Source organism: Trichocoleus desertorum ATA4-8-CV12 (assembly GCA_019358975.1).
Taxonomy (GTDB): Bacteria; Cyanobacteriota; Cyanobacteriia; order FACHB-46; family FACHB-46; genus Trichocoleus; species Trichocoleus desertorum_A.
On the sequence record JAHHIL010000003.1, the window covers coordinates 153,840 to 173,295 of the forward strand.

11 protein-coding genes are annotated in these 19,456 nt (G+C 49.0%); 7 read left to right on the forward strand and 4 right to left on the reverse strand.

Features of this window, described 5'->3' with window-relative positions; all coding sequences use genetic code 11:
• The first annotated feature begins 113 nt into the window (after nucleotides 1-113).
• The 5 genes from KME12_04985 to KME12_05005 all read left to right on the forward strand — a co-directional run bounded on the left by KME12_04985 (nucleotide 114) and on the right by KME12_05005 (nucleotide 14,185).
• The gene (locus KME12_04985) at nucleotides 114-3,089 is read left to right on the forward strand and encodes a HAMP domain-containing protein (protein ID MBW4487126.1); all 2,976 of its coding nucleotides are present in this window, start codon (nucleotides 114-116) and stop codon (nucleotides 3,087-3,089) included.
• A gap of 293 nt (nucleotides 3,090-3,382) precedes the next feature.
• On the forward strand, nucleotides 3,383-10,807 hold the full coding sequence (locus KME12_04990; GenBank protein MBW4487127.1) for a response regulator: 7,425 nt from the start codon (nucleotides 3,383-3,385) through the stop codon (nucleotides 10,805-10,807).
• Nucleotides 10,808-10,944: 137 nt separating this feature from the next.
• Nucleotides 10,945-13,050 carry a prolyl oligopeptidase family serine peptidase gene (locus KME12_04995; GenBank protein MBW4487128.1) on the forward strand — a complete coding sequence of 702 codons (2,106 nt, stop codon included), beginning with the start codon at nucleotides 10,945-10,947 and terminating at the stop codon, nucleotides 13,048-13,050.
• A gap of 133 nt (nucleotides 13,051-13,183) precedes the next feature.
• Nucleotides 13,184-13,447, forward strand: a complete 264-nt coding sequence (locus tag KME12_05000; GenBank protein MBW4487129.1) for a hypothetical protein — start codon at nucleotides 13,184-13,186, stop codon at nucleotides 13,445-13,447.
• A 117-nt stretch (nucleotides 13,448-13,564) separates the two neighbouring features.
• Nucleotides 13,565-14,185 (forward strand): hypothetical protein, encoded by a 621-nt coding sequence (locus KME12_05005; protein ID MBW4487130.1) that lies wholly within the window; start codon nucleotides 13,565-13,567, stop codon nucleotides 14,183-14,185.
• 85 nt (nucleotides 14,186-14,270) lie between these two features.
• Here the strand turns inward: KME12_05005 and KME12_05010 are convergent, their stop codons facing one another.
• From KME12_05010 to KME12_05020, 3 genes are all read right to left on the reverse strand, one after another.
• Complete coding sequence (locus tag KME12_05010; GenBank protein MBW4487131.1) at nucleotides 14,271-15,260, reverse strand: pentapeptide repeat-containing protein; 990 nt, start codon at nucleotides 15,258-15,260, stop codon at nucleotides 14,271-14,273.
• A gap of 178 nt (nucleotides 15,261-15,438) precedes the next feature.
• Entirely contained in the window at nucleotides 15,439-16,251 is an 813-nt protein-coding gene (locus KME12_05015) for an SIMPL domain-containing protein (protein ID MBW4487132.1), read from the reverse strand.
• 221 nt (nucleotides 16,252-16,472) lie between these two features.
• Entirely contained in the window at nucleotides 16,473-17,282 is an 810-nt protein-coding gene (locus tag KME12_05020) for a pentapeptide repeat-containing protein (GenBank protein ID MBW4487133.1), read from the reverse strand.
• A gap of 615 nt (nucleotides 17,283-17,897) precedes the next feature.
• On the opposite strand from KME12_05020, the gene KME12_05025 reads away from it, so the two are divergent.
• Entirely contained in the window at nucleotides 17,898-18,113 is a 216-nt protein-coding gene (locus KME12_05025) for a DUF2945 domain-containing protein (GenBank protein MBW4487134.1), read from the forward strand.
• 3 nt (nucleotides 18,114-18,116) lie between these two features.
• Nucleotides 18,117-18,446 carry a DUF3140 domain-containing protein gene (locus KME12_05030; protein MBW4487135.1) on the forward strand — a complete coding sequence of 110 codons (330 nt, stop codon included), beginning with the start codon at nucleotides 18,117-18,119 and terminating at the stop codon, nucleotides 18,444-18,446.
• Nucleotides 18,447-18,485: 39 nt separating this feature from the next.
• Here KME12_05030 and KME12_05035 read toward each other — a convergent pair whose 3' ends face one another.
• Nucleotides 18,486-19,313 carry a pentapeptide repeat-containing protein gene (locus KME12_05035; GenBank protein MBW4487136.1) on the reverse strand — a complete coding sequence of 276 codons (828 nt, stop codon included), beginning with the start codon at nucleotides 19,311-19,313 and terminating at the stop codon, nucleotides 18,486-18,488.
• Nucleotides 19,314-19,456: the final 143 nt, after the last annotated feature.

Genomic DNA, 19,456 nt, shown 5'->3' on the forward strand with positions numbered 1-19,456 from the left:
ATCATCTAGGTTTAGGTTTGAGCAAGATGACTGAGGCACCCAGCGCAAAATAATCCATACAAGTAGGGTGAGCTTCGAGCAAATGGGATACGTGCAATGGCAGGAGGAGGCAAATGGCATCCAGCACTGAGTACGCGCAAGAATATCAACAAGCGCAGAAGGCATATTATCAGGGAAGCTATGATGAGGCGGCTGCGATCGTCGATCGCTTGACTCAAGACTTTCCTGATGACCCCAGTGTCCATCTTCTGAGGGGACATATCTACTGCTACGGACTCCAGCAGTATGATGTGGCACGCGAGCAATATCAACGTGTGCTGGGCTTAACCTCTGATCCAGAATTTCTCGATTATGCAAATAGCGGATTGGCTTACACTAACGAACTTGCTGTTGATGAGGGAGTTTCTTCAGCCGCCAATTTGGATGATGGGTCTGCTAATTTTCAAGAGCTGGAGGATTCTTCAAATAGCTCTGACTATGGGGCCGCAGAAAGTTGGCAGTCCTATGAAGAACCCGCTTTTGACTTTAACAACGCTGAGTTAGAAAGCTTCGACGATTTTGACTCTGGCTTGGGTTTGGCAGAAACCCCGATGGCTTTTGATCAGCCGTTTGATGAACCTGTTGATACGCCTGCGACGGAAGCACCCTTTGGTGATCCCTTCTCTAGTGGCACCTCCTACTCCAATGCTGCACCTTTAGAAAATGCTGCCGATCCGTTTGTCTTTGATGAATATCTTGATACTCAAGATTCAGGAATTCAGCAACCATCCGCATCAGCCAGCTCTGACTTTTCGCCCTTTGGAGCTGACGCCGATCTGGGTCAAGGCGAATTTGATGCCTCTCTAGACCAGTTTGACGATGTCTTTCAGCCTCTAGACTTTCCAGAAGACGATGTGAGTGCGGATGCTTCGTTGTATGCGGTGAGCGATCAAGATAGGCCGTATAGCGATCCGTCACCTTCCCCAGGCTTTTCGGTGGGTGGTGACGCTTCTTCAAGTAGTCCCTTTAGTGCGAATTCTCCCTTAAGAGAAGACGAAACGCTCTTCATGGCTGATGAGGAAGCGGACGATTTTAACGCTGATAGTTTTGGCTATGCGGATCCAGATTCAGCAGACTACGGTGCCAGTAACTACGAGCAAGATGAGCAAACCTTTGTCTCATCTTCTAGTTGGAATGGGTTTGACGCTCAGGACAACTTGAACGTCAGTACCTTTGATGATGGTTTTTCGGGCACAGAGCCTGCGACCGAAGGCCCCTCTTCTAGCGAAGGCATTGGCCGCCAGAGTAGCATTGACTTTCTTGATGAGTTCGATGAGTTTGATGACCTAGGAAATCTCCCCGATTTTGATATCTCTGAAAGTTCTGCTGGCTTTACGAGTCCTTCTGTCGGTTCAGCCGCATTTGGCGGTTTGGGTGGGACTTCGGGGTTAAACAGCCGCCGAGGTCAAGAGAATGCTTCGCCAGAAGCTGCTGCGGGGTTGGGCTTTACTTCCAGTATGGGAGATGTCGATTTCAGCGATAGTGGCGATCGCTCCATTATTCGGGATGACGAAGTATTCGGGATTGCTGGCAACTCTGAACAAGTTCCCATCTTTACCCAAAACGACAGCCTGAATGTTGAGCCCACTGTCACGGCTGAGCAGGGTATGTTGTCGTTCCTAGACAATGCCTCCCTGAAAACCAAGCACTTGATCACAGCAGGTGCGGTCGGAGTGATCTCAGCTTTAGCCGTTGCAGCTGTTAGTTGGGCAACCGCTCGGGGTGCCGTAGAGGAAAAGCGGCCCGAAGTCGTTGCTAGCTTGAGACAAACTGGGCTAATTATGGCTCTCGTAGCGGGTGTCAGTAGCGGCGGTGTGGCTTACTTCATGGGGCGCAAAACTGCTAAACAAATTCAGCGAGCGACTGATAATTTGCAAGCTCAATTTCAGTCTGTGTCGCAAGGAAACCTGGATGCTAGAGCGTCCGTTTACTCAGAAGATGAATTTGGCCAGTTAGCCGCTGGGTTTAACCAAATGGCACGAGTCATCCTCACAACAACCAGTGAGGCGCAGCGGAAGGCAGAGGAACAAGAGCAGGCCAAGGAAGACCTACAACGTCAAGTGATTCGCCTCTTAGACGACGTAGAAGGCGCAGCCAGAGGTGACCTCACAGTTCAAGCTGAAGTAACCGCTGACGTACTGGGGGCGGTTGCAGATTCGTTTAACTTAACGATTCAAAACCTGCGCGAAATTGTGCAACAGGTGAAGTTGGCAGCCCGACAGGTGAACAAAGGCGCTTCTGACAGTGAAATGTTCGCTCGCGGCTTATCATCTGACGCTTTACGGCAAGCAGAAGAGTTAGCTGTGACGCTCAATTCTGTCCAGGTCATGACTGACTCGATTCAGCGGGTGGCTGAAAGTGCTCGCCAAGCTGAAGAAGTGGCTCGGTCGGCATCGGCAACGGCCCTCAAAGGGGGTGAGGCAGTAGAAAGCACGGTTTCCGGTATTCTCAAAATCCGCGAAACGGTGGCGGAAACGACTCGAAAGGTAAAGCGGCTGGCCGAATCGTCACAAGAAATTTCAAAAATTGTGGCGTTGATTTCTCAGATTGCTTCTCGTACCAACCTGCTAGCACTTAACGCTAGTATTGAGGCAGCGAGAGCGGGTGAGGCTGGACGTGGGTTCGCGATCGTTGCTGATGAAGTCCGACAGTTAGCTGACCGGGCCGCAAAAGCTTCTAAGGAAATTGAGCAGATCGTGCTACAAATCCAGAGCGAAACAGGCTCCGTGATGACGGCCATGGAAGAAGGGACTCAACAGGTGATTGAGGGGACTCGCTTAGCAGAACAAGCGAAGCGATCGCTGGAAGACATTATTCAAGTGTCTAACCGCATTGATGCCTTGGTTCGTTCCATTACTGCCGATACAGTAGAGCAGACCGAAACCTCAAGAGCCGTAGCTCAGGTCATGCAATCGGTCGAACTGACAGCTCAAGAAACTTCCCAAGAAGCCCAACGAGTTTCGGGATCTCTACAAAACCTAGTAGGTGTAGCCCGTGACCTCTTGACTTCCGTAGAACGATTCCGCGTAGAAACAGGAGATCGGCAGTAGGGAAAACTGTTTTAGTGTTTTGTCGTTACTAGAATTAACTCGAAGTTAATTTGTTTTGATGTCGATTTTGAAAGGATCGGGTACATTAAAACAATCTTAGGCAGAAGCATATCTAAGCTCAGGAAGCAAGCTAGCCACTTGTCAATGCCTTGGCTCTGAAGCCGTCCTCTGCCTTCTAGTTCTATCACCTGCAACCCAAACGCCATCGTTTTGGGTGCTCTTTGGCTTTAGGCTACGCTTGGATACAAAGCATTTAAAAGAAATAACGTTTTCCAAAGGAACGGGGCACTGCTATGCAGTCAGAACAACAGCAGCGAATCATGGGTTACTTCATTGAGGAGGCCAAAGACCACCTCAACACCATTGAGCAAGGTTTGCTGAATCTGCAGAGCACCATCGAAGACTCTGAAATGGTGAATGAAGTCTTCCGAGCGGCTCACTCTGTCAAGGGCGGAGCGGCAATGCTAGGAATTAATAGCATTCAGCAGGTTTCGCACCGTCTAGAGGACTGCTTCAAACTCTTAAAAGAGTGCCCCATCAAAGTTGATCAAAAATTAGAGTCATTATTCCTCAGGGTGTTCGATACTCTGCACGAACTCCTAGAGCAACTCCAAGGGCCATTTGGTCTGACTGAGGATACTGCTAACGGCATTATGTCAGGCATTGAGCCGATTTTTACCGAGCTTACCAATCACTTGGAAGGACTCATCACTCAAGCAGGCGGTGTGATTCCGGTCGAAGAAGGGTCTAGCTTTATACCTGTTGTGGTTGAGGCTACCCCAATCCCGGTTTCAGCCGCTCCTCTGCATCAAGAAGAAAGCGCTCTGCTATTGCTTTTCCAAAGTGATGTGCCGACTCGCTTACGCGAGATGTTGCAGTTGTTTAAGCAGTCCGAAAATTCAGAGAATCGCCAACAACTGCAAGACCTTTGCCGTGGTTTGGGGCAACTGGGTGAACCGTTCGATTTGCCGAGTTGGTGCGATTTGCTTGAGGTGACACGACAGGCGATCGCTTGTCCGGATAATGCTTATCGCACTCTAGCTCCGATTGTCATCAAAGAAATCAAAAAAGCGCAAGAATTGGTTCTATCTAACCAAGCAGCAGCCATTGTAGCGAGTGATGCTCTGAGCGTTTTAGTGCCAATTTCGTCTGCCGCAGCTGAGACAGAGCCCACCTTTGATGACCTGCTGGCTGCGGATATCTTTGAATTTGCTAACGAACCGGAAGAGTCTCTGACGGGAGCCTTCGACCTATTTGAAGCCGCAGAAGATCCCTCTGAAGTTGACATTTTCGCTGTGGATCTGGCTGAGGACAGTCAATCAGCAGATAGTCAGTCAGCTGGGCTGGACGATTGGTTTAGTGGTGCCCCTCTAGAATTAGACGCAACGACCAGTGACGCAGCTCTCGGTCTAGACCTATCCGCTAATCTCAGTGGAGATGCGGCAACGCCTGAGCAGTCTACAGGCGATCGCAACGGTCCAGAAGTAGGGATGGCAGAGCTAAACAGCCTAGCCGACCTCTTTGAAGGTGAAGTTCTGGATTTGGGCGTCACTTGGCAAGAAGAAGAAATTATTAGAGAGGCAGCTGAGTCGATAGAAAGCTCCGCAAACAATGCAGTCAACTCAGATGATTTCGATTTCTCGGATGACTTCTCAGATTTACTCTTTGAGGAGCCAGATGGGAGCGGTTCCTCTGCCAAAGCCAAGGCAGCAGATGATCTAGCCAGCTTGTTTGGCAGTGATGACTTACTCAACGATGAATCTCTCGACTTGCCAGAATTCGAGGAAATCGCTGATACGTCACTGGATGCAGCCGCGATCGCCCCGGAAGCGCAACCGGATGAAGACTTCCTAGGGGAATTGGCAGACGGCTTTGAGTTAGATGTTCTCGTAGTCGAGTCATCTGTGGACAGCTCTACTTTGGAATTCTCTGAATTTGAGACTTCAGAATTTGAGACTTCAGTAGCTAATGCCCCTGCGGAGGAGCTAGAGAGCTTTACGGATTTATTTGTTGATGTAGATGAGACTGAGCTATTTGTTCTAGAAACCTCTACGGAAGAGGCCACTACAGTTAACTCAGGCGATTTAAGCTCAGATGAGCTAGACTCAGACGCTCTAGGCTCAGATGATTTCACTGATTTTCTCAGTGAGTCTACTGCACAAATCTCTTTTGAGGCGCTAGAGAGCGAGCCAGATCTCTTTGCTTCTGAGCCTATGTTGGAGGCTGATGCGGAATTAGAACTCGCTCTAGACAGCCCAGAATCCATCGGGCTATTCGGTGAAGAAGTTGCTCCGGAATTGGTAGCAGATAATCTGGCGGTAGATGAGACAGACCTTGACAATCTCTTTGAAACCCCTGAAGACTCTGCATTCTTAGCGGACACCACCTCCACAGCAATCAGCGACCCCACAGCAATCGACGATGAAGATGATCTATCCAATGACCTTTGGTCAGAGGGAAATACCGACTCCTCAGAGCCAGTTGTTTCGTGGTTAGACACTCCTCTAGATGAGACAGAAGAGGAACCGTTTGATTTGTCCTTAGATCTAGGGGAACTCAGTGCTGAGACAGAAACCGCTGATTTTCTGGGTGATTTCTCTGAAGAAGTAGCAGCCACAGAGGCCGCAGAAACAGATTTAAATGACCTGTTTGCTCCTAGTGAAGACCAAGAATTAATCCTTGATACTAGTGCCACCAATTCCTTAGCAGTAGACCCAACTCCTGAACAGCCTCCAGCGGCGATCGCTGATCCTTGGGAGGAGCAAGGGCTAGCAGACAGTACCTCCGATTCTGAGCCTGCTTGGAATTTAGATCCCCTAGATGAAGATCTTTTAGCAACTCCGGAAGCCATTAGCGATGGTGGAGAAAATCCTTTTGATGCAGTTGGTGAAGAGTTAGAAAGCTTGGACTTTGATCTAGAGGTATCCCAAGATCTTGATGACGCCTTCATTTTTGCCGCAGAAGCTGACGAAGAGTTACTGCTAGAAGAACCAATAGAAGAACCAACGGGCGAAGCAGAAGTGTCTGATTGGACGCTGGCTGACCTGGGAGATTCTAGCGATGAATTGAGTCTAGACTTGCTCGAAGATTCCAGTGCCGAAGATTCCAGTACAGATGCGATGTCAGATCTTTGGGATACAGATGCTTTTGAGCAACAGAGCTTAGATGCTGCTGTTGCTGAAACTGATCTCAGTAGCGAGTTTGACTCGGCGTTATTGCCAGAAGAACCTGGTGAAGAACTCAGTGACGCTGATGAATTTGCCGACTTCTTGCTTGAAACGGAGCTGGTTGAAACAGAACTGGTTGAAACAGAACTGAGCGATCGCGTTGATGATCTTAGCGTTGATGACAGCGCTGGTGATCTTGGCTTTGAACTCAGTCGTGATGAAACGACCGACCTTTGGGGAGACGACTCCGCAGCCACAGATGAGTCAGCCTTGGATGACTTATCTCTAGGTACATCGGTTGCGGCTACTGAGAGCACCGACAACCTAATTTTTGAGGAAACCATTGAAGAATCGGTTGCAGAGCCCGTTACAGAGGCTTTAGATTTAGCCGATATGTTCGCTGAGTCTGCTGAACTTAGCGAGTTAATGGCTGGTGCAGAAGAATTCGATTTTGATCTGGCCAGCGATGAAGCTAGCGATCTAGAGGTTGAAGCGTCTACATCCGAAGCTGATCTAACATCGCTGAGCGCAGAGGATACGGGGGATTGGGGTGGTTCTGCTGATGACCCACTAGCAAACTTTTCTATAGAAGCTGATTTTGCTGATGCCACAGCAGACCCGGATCAGGTGAGTTCCGACACGGATGATTTTGACTTTGACTTCATGACTAGCGATGGAGCTGATGATCGTGAGGTCGGAGAGTCTACAACAGAATTGGATGGGCTCTTCGACGCCACAGCTTCAGACACCGATCTCTTTGATCAAGAATTGTCGTTAGAAGTGGCAGAGCCAAATTCTGATTTGGGCGATCTAGCAGACTTTATGGGTGAGCCTCTAGAAGCTAGAGATGCTAGCTCAGACCTGAGCGAACTTGAAGGTTTATCACTCAGTGATTTGTCGATCGATCAGCCAGAAACTCCTGAAGACCTTAGCTTTGAGCTTGCAGCAAATACATCGGACGAGCTAGACTTTGGCGCTGACTTGACTTCGTCGGCGGACTTAGGAGACTTGTTGGATGACTCGCCATCTGAGCCAGATGCGATCGCTTTCGACTTAGACAACTTTGATGATTTGTCACTCGATCAACCATCGGCTGAGTCACCAGAGACTAGTGAAGACTTTATCTTTGAGCCAGCAGAAACCTCCAACGAACTGGACTTTGGTGCTGAGTTAGACTTCGACCTAGACGCAACTAGCAGCAATACTGAAGCTGATGCTCTGGCTGATATTACCGCCACCGAATCCTTAGACACTGCTGATTTTGCCTTCGACTTAGACAGTTCAGATGCCAGCTTCAATGAAGATGAACTAGAATTTGACAGCTTATTGGCATCTGATCTCGATCTAAGCGAATCTTTGACACCCGTGGAGCCATCCATAGAAACTGAGAGCGAGTTGGACTTTGGGACCGAACTGGCAGCAGAGCCGTCTATAGAGGCGGAGAATGAGCTGGATTTCGGGGACGAACTAGCGTTAGAAGGTTTATTTGATGCAGAACCATCATTAGATAACCTCAGCGAAGCCGATCTGTTTGGGTTATCTGATGAGCCATCTGAAGCGTTAGATAACCTTAGTGAAGCCGCTATTGACGAAGATACAAATAATGAAAACTGGCTTGGTGACTTTGATGCTGGTGTAGCTGACATAGCAACTTCTACAGACGCAGACTCTGCCACTAGCGACGAGTTAGGTGACTTCTTCGCCACAGAGTCGAGTGATTCCACAGCTGACGAACCAGTTGATCTTTTTGCTGATTCCCTAAATACCGAAGCGGTAGCCGAAGATGACTTTGGCTTCGACACGCTCGATTTCTCTGATTTATCTTCTAACGAAACAGATGAATTGAGTGACGCGTCAGCCGAGTTGGATGCACTATCTGCTCTGGTAGAGGATGACTTAACAACTCCTACAGAATCAACCCTAGAACAGCCAACAGAATCCAGCTTTGACTTCGATGAAGTAGACCTTGATCTCTTCGATGTGGCACCAGACACAGCCGCTGCCAGCGTTGCAGATACGGGAGATTTTGATTTCAGCTTAGAAAGCTCTGAAGCAGTAGATGAAAACGATTTTGATTTATTCGCGCTTGACTCAGCCGATGACTTCTCTAGCAGCTTAGATCTTAGTCAACAGACCAATTCAGATGTGACAGATACTAGTGACACTGATTTGGATGACTTCTTAGCCGCAGCGATGGAAGATAGCTCACAGGATAGCTTTGATTTCGCTACAGAGTCAGCTGGGTCTTTAGACAACTTTGATGATTTAGAGGCATTACTCAACGAAGATGACTCTGCCACGTCATCCTCCGCATCTGTTGCTTCAGAAGATGCAGACTTCTCTGGGCTAGAAGCTTTACTAGATGAGGAACCTTCAGGTTGGAATACTGGGTCGGGAGGCGCTGCTGCTTTTGATGGAGTTGCGGGCAATGCTGACTCTGCTAGTGGCCTAGATGGTGAGTTTGATGACCTAGAAAAGCTGCTAGAGGATGCTGATAACACCCTAGGTGGACCCCCGACTGTGAAGACTAGTCGAGGAGCGGCTCCTCAGTCTAGCCGTCGGCCTGGTCGTCGCGGAGCTGCGGGTTTTGCTGAGCAGACCATGCGAGTCCCCGTAAAACACCTGGATAACCTGAGTAACCTGGTTGGGGAACTGGTGGTTAACCGGAATAGCTTGGAGCAAGACCAAGAACGGTTACGGCAGTTCCTAGATAATTTGCTTTATCAAGTGCAGCAACTCAGCGATGTGGGGCAGCGAATGCGTGACTTATACGAGCGATCGCTATTGGAAAGCTCACTCTTAGCGAGTCGCCAAAGTCATCAGTCTCCCCTACATAACACTAATGCTAATGGTGGGGCTCAGAACAGCCATTCTACAGGAGCTAGCTTCGATGCCTTGGAGATGGACCGCTTTACGGGGTTCCATACTTTATCCCAAGAGATGATCGAGTTAATTGTCCGAGTGCGGGAGTCTGCGTCTGACATTGAGTTCATCGTGGATGAAACCGATCAGGTGACTCGGATGTTCCGGCAAGTCACGACGCAACTGCAAGAAGGTCTGACTCGTTCCCGAATGGTGCCTTTCGCCCAGATTGCCGATCGCTTGCCACGAGCGGTACGCGATATTGCTCTCAAGTGCGGGAAGCAGGCAGAATTGCATGTCGAAGGTCGCGAAACCTTGATTGACAAGATGATTCTGGAACAGCTTTATGATCCCATGACTCACTTGGTCAACAACGCGATCGCCCACGGCATTGAGACTCCAGAAGTGCGACAAGCAGCCGGGAAGCCACCTACTGGTCGCATCACGATTCGGGCCTTCCATCAAGGGAACCAAACGGTAATCTCCGTCTCTGATGATGGAGCGGGAATTGAGCCAGAGCGCGTTAAAACAAAAGCGATTGAAAAACGCTTGATTACATCAGCCGAGGCCAGAACGCTCTCTCGGTTGGACATTTATGACCTGCTGTTCCATCCTGGATTCACCACTCAGGATCAAGTCACTGACTATGCAGGCCGTGGCGTTGGCATGGATGTAGTTCGCACTAGCTTAGGCGAAATTCGCGGTGCGATCACCACTGATTCTGCGGTGGCCAAGGGAACGACGTTTACCATTCGCTTACCGCTCACGTTGAGCATTTCTAAGGCCCTCTGCTGTATCAGTAATCGGGCGCGCATTGCCTTCCCGATGGATGGGGTAGAGGACATGCTAGATGTGCCAAAGGAGCGAATTCAAGCCAATCCAGACGGTCAACCTTGCATTCTGTGGCGAGATTTGCTATTGCCCTTCCGACCGTTATCCGAAATCCTCAAATACAACCGTTATCTGGGCCGTGGTAGCGTCTACGGGGGTAATCAGGAAGATGATATTGTCTCCATCGTCGTGCTGCGGAGCGCTGGCAACTTTATTGCTTTGCAGGTAGACCAAGTACTAGGCGAGCAAGAAATTGTAATTAAGCAACTAGAAGGCCCAGTACCCAAACCCATTGGGGTAGCGGGTGCCACAGTTCTAGGAGACGGTCGGATTATGCCGATCGCGGATGTGTTAGAGCTGATCGACCTATCTATGGGTCGGATTCGCCGAGAAGCTAGCACCACTCTGTGGGATCAAAGTGCTGAACCCCCTGTAGCTGAACCCGTTGCTAAAACTGACCCGACGGTTCTGATTGTGGATGACTCGATTACGGTACGTGAGCTGTTGTCCATGACGTTCAACAAGATCGGCTACCGAGTTGAACAAGCGCGTGACGGTCAGGAAGCTTGGGAAAAACTACGCTCTGGCTTGCCCTGCGATATGGTGTTCTGTGACATTGAGATGCCTAGGATGGATGGACTAGAGCTGCTATCGCGGATTCAGAAGGACTCTACGCTCAACCATATCCCGATCGCGATGCTGACCTCACGGGGTGCCGATCGCCATAGACAGATGGCTGTCCAACTCGGTGCAAAGGGTTACTTCACCAAGCCGTATCTAGAAGAAGCTTTGCTAGATGCAGCTCAACGCATGCTCAAAGGCGAAGTCTTGATTGCTGGTAGTGGTAGCCACGCCTAAGTTCTAGCTCACCTACTAAAACCTGGTGAGCGATCGCGCCATTTTAAGAAAGGAGGGGATCACGCTTTTGACGGGTTCCCTCCTTTTCAGTCTCACAGAGAATATCTTTTTGCCCCTATTTTCTTTTACTTACACCTATGTCCTATTCCGACGAATCCTTTGTTTACCCTTCCAGCCCTCAAGGTACTCAAGTTGATAGCTATCACGGCGTTGAAGTCCCCGATCCTTATCGCTGGTTAGAAGACCCAGATTCGGACGAAACTCAGGCATGGGTGGCAGCGCAAAATCAGGTTACCTTTCAGTTCCTCAAGCAGATTGCGATTCGAGAGCGCCTACAACAACGCTTAACCCAACTCTGGGACTACGAAAAATATGGCATTCCGTTTCGGGGGGGCGATGCCCAAAAATATGGTGTTCCAGAGCGCTATTTTTACTTCAAGAATGATGGTCTGCAAAATCAGAGCGTCCTCTACACATTGACCTCACTTGAGGCCGAACCAAGAGTTTTACTAGACCCTAATAAGCTCTCTGAGGATGGTACAGTTGCCCTCTCTGGGCTGGTTATTAGTGAAGACGCTAGACTCATGGCCTATGGTCTCTCTACCTCTGGGTCAGATTGGCAGACGTGGCAAGTTCGAGAGATTGAAACGGGTCAAGACTTGAGCGATCGCCTAGAGTGGATTAAATTCTCTGGAGCTGCTTGGATCCATGACAGCCAAGGGTTTTTCTACAGTCGCTACGACGAACCCAACGCAGCAAGCAAGCTAGAAGAAATCAACTATTTTCAGAAGCTTTACTACCATCGTTTAGGCACCCCTCAAGCTGAAGATGTACTGATTTATCAGCGCTCTGATCAACCGGAGTGGGGCTTTAATGGCGGTGTTACCGAAGATGGTCGTTATTTAATCATCTCGGTGTGGCGTGGTACCGATCCGAAGAATCTAGTCTTCTACAAGGATTTGGCTGACCCTAATGCTGCTGTGGTTGAACTAATCTCTGAGTTTGAGGCTAGCTATAGCTTTGTGGATAATGAGGGGTCAACGTTTTGGTTCCAGACTGATTTAGAGGCCCCCCGTGGTCGTGTAATTGCGATCGATATTAATGCTCCAGAGCGAAACAATTGGCGGGAACTGATTCCCCAAGCGGCTGAAACCTTAGAAGGTGTGGGCCTACTCAACCATCAGTTTGTGGCTTCCTACCTCAAAGACGCTCGCAGCCAAGTCAAAATCTTTGATTTAAATGGTAGTTTCGTGCGGGAAGTTGTTTTGCCCGGAATTGGTTCGGCAGGTGGCTTTGGCGGGCGACGAGAGGATACAGAAACGTTTTATAGCTTCACGAGTTTCACCACTCCGCCGACCATCTATCGCTACGACATGGTAAGTGGTGAGAGCAGCCTTTTTCGGCAGCCAACTGTCGCCTTTAACCCTGACGAATACGAAACCAAACAGGTTTTTTACGCCAGTAAAGATGGGACTCAGGTGCCCATGTTTATTACTTACAAAAAAGGCTTGCAGCTAAACGGCAATAACCCCACTTACCTCTATGGCTATGGTGGCTTTAATGTTTCGCTGACGCCTAGCTTCTCGGTCAGCAACTTGGTGTGGATGGAACTCGGCGGTGTGTATGCCATGCCAAATCTACGGGGAGGCGGTGAGTATGGGGAGGAGTGGCACCAAGCGGGGACAAAGCTCAACAAACAAAATGTATTTGACGATTTTATTGCCGCAGCCGAGTGGTTGATTGCTAACCAATACACCTCTGCGAGCAAGTTAGCGATCGGGGGCGGCAGTAATGGTGGTTTGCTGGTGGGGGCTTGCATGACCCAGCGTCCAGATTTATTTACCGCAGCGTTACCCGCAGTCGGCGTGATGGATATGCTGCGGTTTCACAAGTTCACCATTGGCTGGGCTTGGACTTCGGATTATGGGTCTCCTGAAGAGCCAGAGGAGTTTAAGGCGCTCTCTGCCTACTCACCCTTACACAACCTCAAGCCAAAAACTGCTTATCCTGCCACTCTGATTACTACGGCGGACCATGACGATCGCGTGGTGCCTGCCCATAGCTTTAAGTTTGCCGCAGCCCTGCAAGCCGCTCATACAGGCGTAGCTCCCGTATTAATTCGGATTGAAACTAAAGCAGGCCACGGAGCAGGCAAACCGACTGCCAAAGTGATCGAGGAAGTCAGCGATCGCTGGGCCTTCTTAGTGCAAACCCTCCACATCTCGACTCCTGCTGAAGCTTAAAATCTCATCTTAAGGAAGAGTGACAAGCTCTCTCTAACGTGCGATCGCGGTTCTTCCCATTTACAGAACTCACTCAATAGACACTCTCGTTAACATGTTTACAAAAGTTAAATATTTTAATGAGAGTGCCTTTATCATGCCTAATTTACTCGCAGCGACTCAAGATTATTGGCGTAAGTTAAATGAGCTAGAAGCTGCTTACCAACGGGGAGAGGTATCGCTGCCAGAAGTCGATGCCAGAGTTGCAGAGCTAATGAGTGAGCTAGGGCAAGAGCGTCGAGCTGCGATCGACTTCACGGTTGCTAGTATTGGCCATTTATGGAATCAGCAGAGGGAGACTGTTGTTGGTGTGAGTTTGTTAGGGATGCTCACCTATGCTTGGGCAGTCATGAGCTAAGTGAGGCAAAATGCTACAGCAAAAAATCCCGTTTACCGGAACTTTTAGGGTCGAATTACGTCATCGTTTGGTAACGTCATAGCGAATCGCTACTTTGCTGGGCTGTCATTAACCGTTATGCTCCGAAACGGTTTTGCCTGTTATAGTTGGTGCGATCGCTCACCCAAGCGCGAGACAATTATGAAACGAGTTCTAGCTGCCCTTGCCTGCATTCCTCTCACTCTAACGGGTTCAATTGTTGGACTAACACCTGCTAGCGCTGCCCCTACAGCCGCCGCTCAACAGGCGCAACAGCAACAACGGGCCAAGGCTGCCAGCTATCGTCGCTATATGCAACTAGGGTACGCTGCGAATAAACAGCGAGACTACCAAACTGCCCAGTCGAGTTTTCAAGCAGCGCTAAAAATTCGTCCTGGCGATCCTTATGCCACAAAGGCACTACGTAATGTCAGAGGGTTTGTACGACGCAACGAGTTGATTAGAGCGGCTAACGTAGCGCGGCAAAAACGAGCGGATGCTTTGGGGCAAACGTTACAACAAGCAACCGCAGGGCAAGATTGGCAATGTGCAGTGGCGGTGATCGATAATTTAACTCCCTTGCTCCCAGCCAATTCTTTGAAACGAGCTGAGCTGCTAACTTATCGGAGTCGGCTCCAAGGACTGATTGGGGCAGAAGCAGATATTACCCGCTGGTCTAGTGTTTGTAGTCAGGCTAGTCTTACTGCTCAAAATCGATAATGTTTTTAGCAGCGATCGCCTCTTATCAGGCGGAGAAAACACAGGAAGCGATCGCGCAATTTAGCAAAATTTTGGTTCAGGCAAATTAGCGATACAAACTCCCGTCTGGCATTGTAGCCCCTGCTAGAATTGCTTCTCCTGAGTTGGTAGCGGCAATGTCGGCTCCCCGGAGGCTAGCTTCTGCTAGGTTGGTTTGCCATAGGTTTGCTTGGGTTAGTTTTGCCCCCCACAAGTAAGCACGGTAGAAACTAGCGGCGGTTAAGTTAGCCTCGCAGAGCGTTGCCGCATTCAAGTTTGCGCCTGTTAAATCCGCTTCAGTTAAATCGGCAGCAGTCAAGTCAGCCTTACTCAGAGTTGCTTCACTCAAATTGGCTCTGCGTAAATCGGCTTCGCTCAAATTTGCAGCGTGTAGATTGACTCGAATTAAGCTTGCTACTCGCAGTTGAGTGGCACTCAAATTTGCAGCGGTGAGGGTCGCGCCATTGAGATTGGCTCCCCCTAGTTTGGCCGCACTAAGATTAACTCCATCTAAGTCAATCCCATTTAGATCAACGCCGTTCAAAAAGGCGGCACTAAGCTTAACACCGTTGAGTAAAGCACCACTGAGAGAAGCACCACTCAGTCTTGCCCCGGTCAAGTTGGCCCAGTTGAGATTCGCCTTAGTGAGGTTGGCAGAGCGCAGATTGATATTGTGCAGATCAGCGCCACAGAAGTTAACTTCTTGCAGGTTAGCAGCTCGTAAGTTGACTGCCGTGAGAATGGCTCCACTCACTTTAGCGCCAGTTAAATCAGCTTTAACCAGAAATGCCCCCTTGAGATTGGCTTTAGTTAAGTCTGCATGGGCTAATCGGGCGTACCCCAGTTTGGCAAAACTCAGATCAGCAGAGTAAAAAAATGCTCCATTTAAGTTGGCACCTGTGAATGAAGCCCGACTCAAGTTAGCAGACGCAAACGAAGCACCCGTAAAGTTAGCGCCTGCTAGATCTGCTCGTTCTAGATTGACCCCGATCAGATTAATGCCACTAAAGTCTCTTTCCCCTGCTGCATACCGTTTCAGTAACTCGTCCGCATTCATATACTATGGCCTCGCGATCGCTCTAGGCAGGTAATTAGGTTTAGGTTGCCCAGGCTAGGATGCAAGTTCAGAAGATATGTGCTATTTGATACAAAGCGTTATACAGTTTCAGAGGCTCAGAGTCCTAGAAGACCTGTATTTTTTATCTTCATGACGTCAGTGCAACCAGTCGCAGAAGTTACTCGATCGCGTAAGTCACACTAATCTGACTGATCACTCTAACTTCTGTAGGTGCTGCTGGATCATAGGGAGGCGCACCCGTTCTGGCAGGAGTAAGCAGGTTCGCCGGACTCCCTACTTTGGAGCCACACTGAGAGAAAGCCGAAGGTGAACCCGCTACTGGGAGTTCTGTAATCTGCAACACAGAGCCTAGACGGACCTGCACGGTTGTTGCCAAAGCTTGCAGCCGTTGTTGAGCATCATTCAAAGCAGCTCGTCGTGAGGCATTTTCTAACGGTCTACAGTTTCTAACGGCATACTCAGCTCCGACACTTTGGACATCGAAGCGATTGGTTTTCTGAGCCGCAGTATTTGCGGTCAGGACTACTTGTTGGACGCGAGGACGAGTGGGTTTCTCTAGCAACACAATCACGTCAGCGCTTTCACTAGAGGTTACTTGAACCGTAATCGCTTCTGCGGGAACTCCAATGGCTTCTAGGGCTGTGACGACAGGTTGCAGAGCTGAAGGTTGCAGCGATTGATTACCGATGTTCAGCTGGCTAGGTATGTCAGCAGCAGACTCAAACGGATTACGACTGATCATCTGAATTTCCAGACGAGCACTATCCGCTGGAGCGGCCACTTGGCCTTGGCCCAAAACTGTAATGTTGCGTGGAGTATCCCCTAAAGGACTGGCAGGATAGGCAAGCTGGGCCACGGAGGCGGAGCCTGCAAGTGGAGAACCTAAAGCTTTTACCTCAATTGCGTTCACCTGGGGGGTGGGTAAGAGGAACGCTGATGAAAAAAGCGCTGCGATCGCGATCCCTTTCATGGGGGCAAGACTCCTACTTCAAGCGTTTCACTTCTGGCGTCTGCTAGGTTTAACAGATTACTGCTGTGTTGCCAGCACACGACCCCCACTGTTATAACCTTTCCAGCCCCAGAAACGCCCAATTTGCCGCTGCTGTCACGAGAGGATCGCTCATGAAGAGGCCAGCAGGGCAACCTGATGAATGTTTATACCTCCTACAGCTCTACTGAGTTGTGTACGGTTTAGTTGTGCACAGTGCCATCGGGCATAATGGCTCCACTCAAATTGGCATTCTTCAGGTCAGTGTCAATCAATGTTGCCCGTCTTAGGTTGGCATCCATCAACATAGCTTCTACCAAACTGACCTCTGTTAGATTCGTCCAAGTCAGGTTGGCTCGATACAAGTTGGTGTTGCTTAAGTCGGCCCCCCGGAGGCTAGCCCAGCTCAAATTAGCGTTTCTGAGATTTGCCTGCTTCAACTGAGCAACTCTGAAGTTGGCTCCACTCAAATTGGCTTTGCTCAAATTCGCTTCATTGAGCTTGGCTCCGTCTAAAACGGCACCTGCCAAAATACTATGAGTTAGATTCGCTCGGTCTAAGCAAGCGCGACTGAGGTTGGTATGAGTCAAGTTGGCATTACTTAAGTTGGAGCCGTTGAGAGATGCTTCTACGAGTTTGGCTTTGCTCAAATTCGCTTCATGCAAATCTGCTTCAATCAAGCTAGCCCCACCCATATTGGCCTCACTCAAATTGGTGTCTTGCAAGATAGCACCTCGAAAATTCGCCTCACCGGATTGGACTCCTTTCAAGCTAGCTTCGCGAAAATTGACCCGAATTAGGTTGGCTCCAATGAGAGTCGCATTCGTCAAGTTGGCTTGACTTAAATTCGCTCCTCCTAAGTTGGCACCACTTAAATTGGCTTCTGATAAATTTGCTCCTGTGAAGTCTGCACCACAAAGGTTGACCTCGCTCAAAGATGCTCGCACCAAACTGACATCTTGAAAATTTCTTTCCCCTGCTGCATACCGTTTCAGCAGTTCAGCAGCATCCATAGGATTTCCTCTCGCAATTCTGTAAGTAAGCTAGTTAGCTGAGCATGTTCATCTATCAGCCTCTGAATCCACTCTGAACCCAAGTGGCTTAGCTGGGATGCAGGGTTTCATTCTATTCAGACTGAAGCGCAGCTGGCGATCGCTGCTTACTGATATAGCAGCTATTTACACTAGGTTGCCTCTTTAATCAGTAGAGTCTGACAAACTTTTATTCGTCTTAATAGTAACAAAACTATCTAGTCCTACCTTTTGATTTGTAGTTATACACTTGGTTCTAGTTAGGCAGGGGTCACATTTTGCAATGGCAAGAGCTAGCTTGAAATGAGATGAGTCTACTCTAAATTCGCGCAATTAGCATAACTCCTGCACTAATTTTTTTTCAAGCGGAATGTTGATCTAAAGGTTTTTAGAAGATTAGTGAGGCGATCGCATCTTGCCGTCCTACCTAAGACGCAACTTGGCAAACAGTTATTTGATCTACATTCCGACAGAGTTATTTGTTGATAAATTTACATAGTGTAACAAATAGTTGAAAAGCTGTTAGTTCCCTTGAATAAGCTGAACTACGGCTCAAACATTACTCAGCTCAATAACTTGTGAAGTGAGGTAACTGCAATGACTGAACAGTTCAAGAAAGGTGATTCAGTAGAGTGGAATACAGCTCAGGGTAAAACCCAAGGCGAAGTCAAGAAAAAACTAACTTCCCCGACTGAAGTTAAAGGGCATTCTGTCGCAGCATCCCAAGAGAATCCTGAGTATTTGGTTGAAAGTGAGAAAACTGGCAAACAAGCGGCCCATAAACCCGCAGCCCTCAAAAAAGTGGAGGACTAGATCATGACTGCCGATGCCAAATCAGTGGTTGGGGAGTTTAAGCAAACGGTCAACATGACGGCCCATGAACTCAGCTCTTGGCTAGAGACTGAAGAATCGCAAGCCGTGGGGCAGAAGGAGTCAGGACACGAATCTATTGGTCATCAATCTGGCAAACACATTATTGAGCTACTTAGCAAATCTAAAGCAGAGTACACTGAGGACGATTTATCCCAGATGAAACGGGTTATCAGTTATGTACACCGTCACCTAGCTCAGCACCCATCTGGTAATACTGAGCATACTCGCTGGCGTTATTCCCTCATGAACTGGGGCCACGATCCGCTCAAGTAAAGGCGATCGCTTAGATTGAGCTGGCTAAACTATTCAAAACTATTCATAAGTTCTGCCATTGGGCATGATGGCTCCACTTAAGTCTGCGTTACGCAAGTTGGCCTGGTTGAGTTTGGCGTCGATTAAAATGGCTTCTTGTAAATTTCCTTCACTCAAGTTGGCCCAACTTAAATTGGCTCGGTAAAGATTGGCTCGGCTAAGGTTAGCACCCCGCAAGGTCGTCCAACTCAAATTTGCGCCTCTCAGATTCGCACCTGACAAGTTGGCTTTGGTCAAAGTGGCACCGCTCAAGCGAGCACGGCTGAGGTATGCTCCTTGAAAGTTAGCCGCTTCTAAAATGGCTCCGTTCAGGATGGCATTGGTGAGGTTGGCCAACTCCAAAGTGGCTCCATGCAAGATAGCGTTCGTCAGATTCGCCGCCTCTAAAATGGCACCATTCAGCATAGCCTCGGTCAAATTAGCTCGGTTCAAAGCTACCTCGGCCAGTTTGGCTCGACTTAAGTCAGCTCCGCGCAGGTTTGCTTCACTTAAGCTAGCTTCACTGAAATTAGCTGCTACACAAATCGCGTTAGTGAGATTGGCCCCTCGTAGATTGGCAGTTTGCAACTTAGCTTCTCGCAAATCTACACCTGTGAGGTCAGCGCCTGTGAGATTTGCTTCTTGCAAGTTCGCTTGTAAATTGGCATTGCGAAGATTGGCTTCTCTTAGGTTTGCGCCCACTAAGGAAGCACCCAACAGCTGAGCACCGCTCAAATTAGCACCTCTCAGATTCGCCTCACTCAAATCGACTGCGGTCAAATCTGCACCTGCTAAGTTGGCACTGCGAAAATCTCGCTCGCCCGCTGCATACCGCTTGAGTAAATCCATAGGCACCCAGGTCATCTCAGTCTGCTCTTGATGTCACTATTCTCAGGGTGCCTCAATGGATACAAGGTGCATCATTCCTTTTAATTCTTAAGAGTTTAATTGTCAGGGTGAGTGGGGCGATCGCTTCACTACTGCTTCACTAC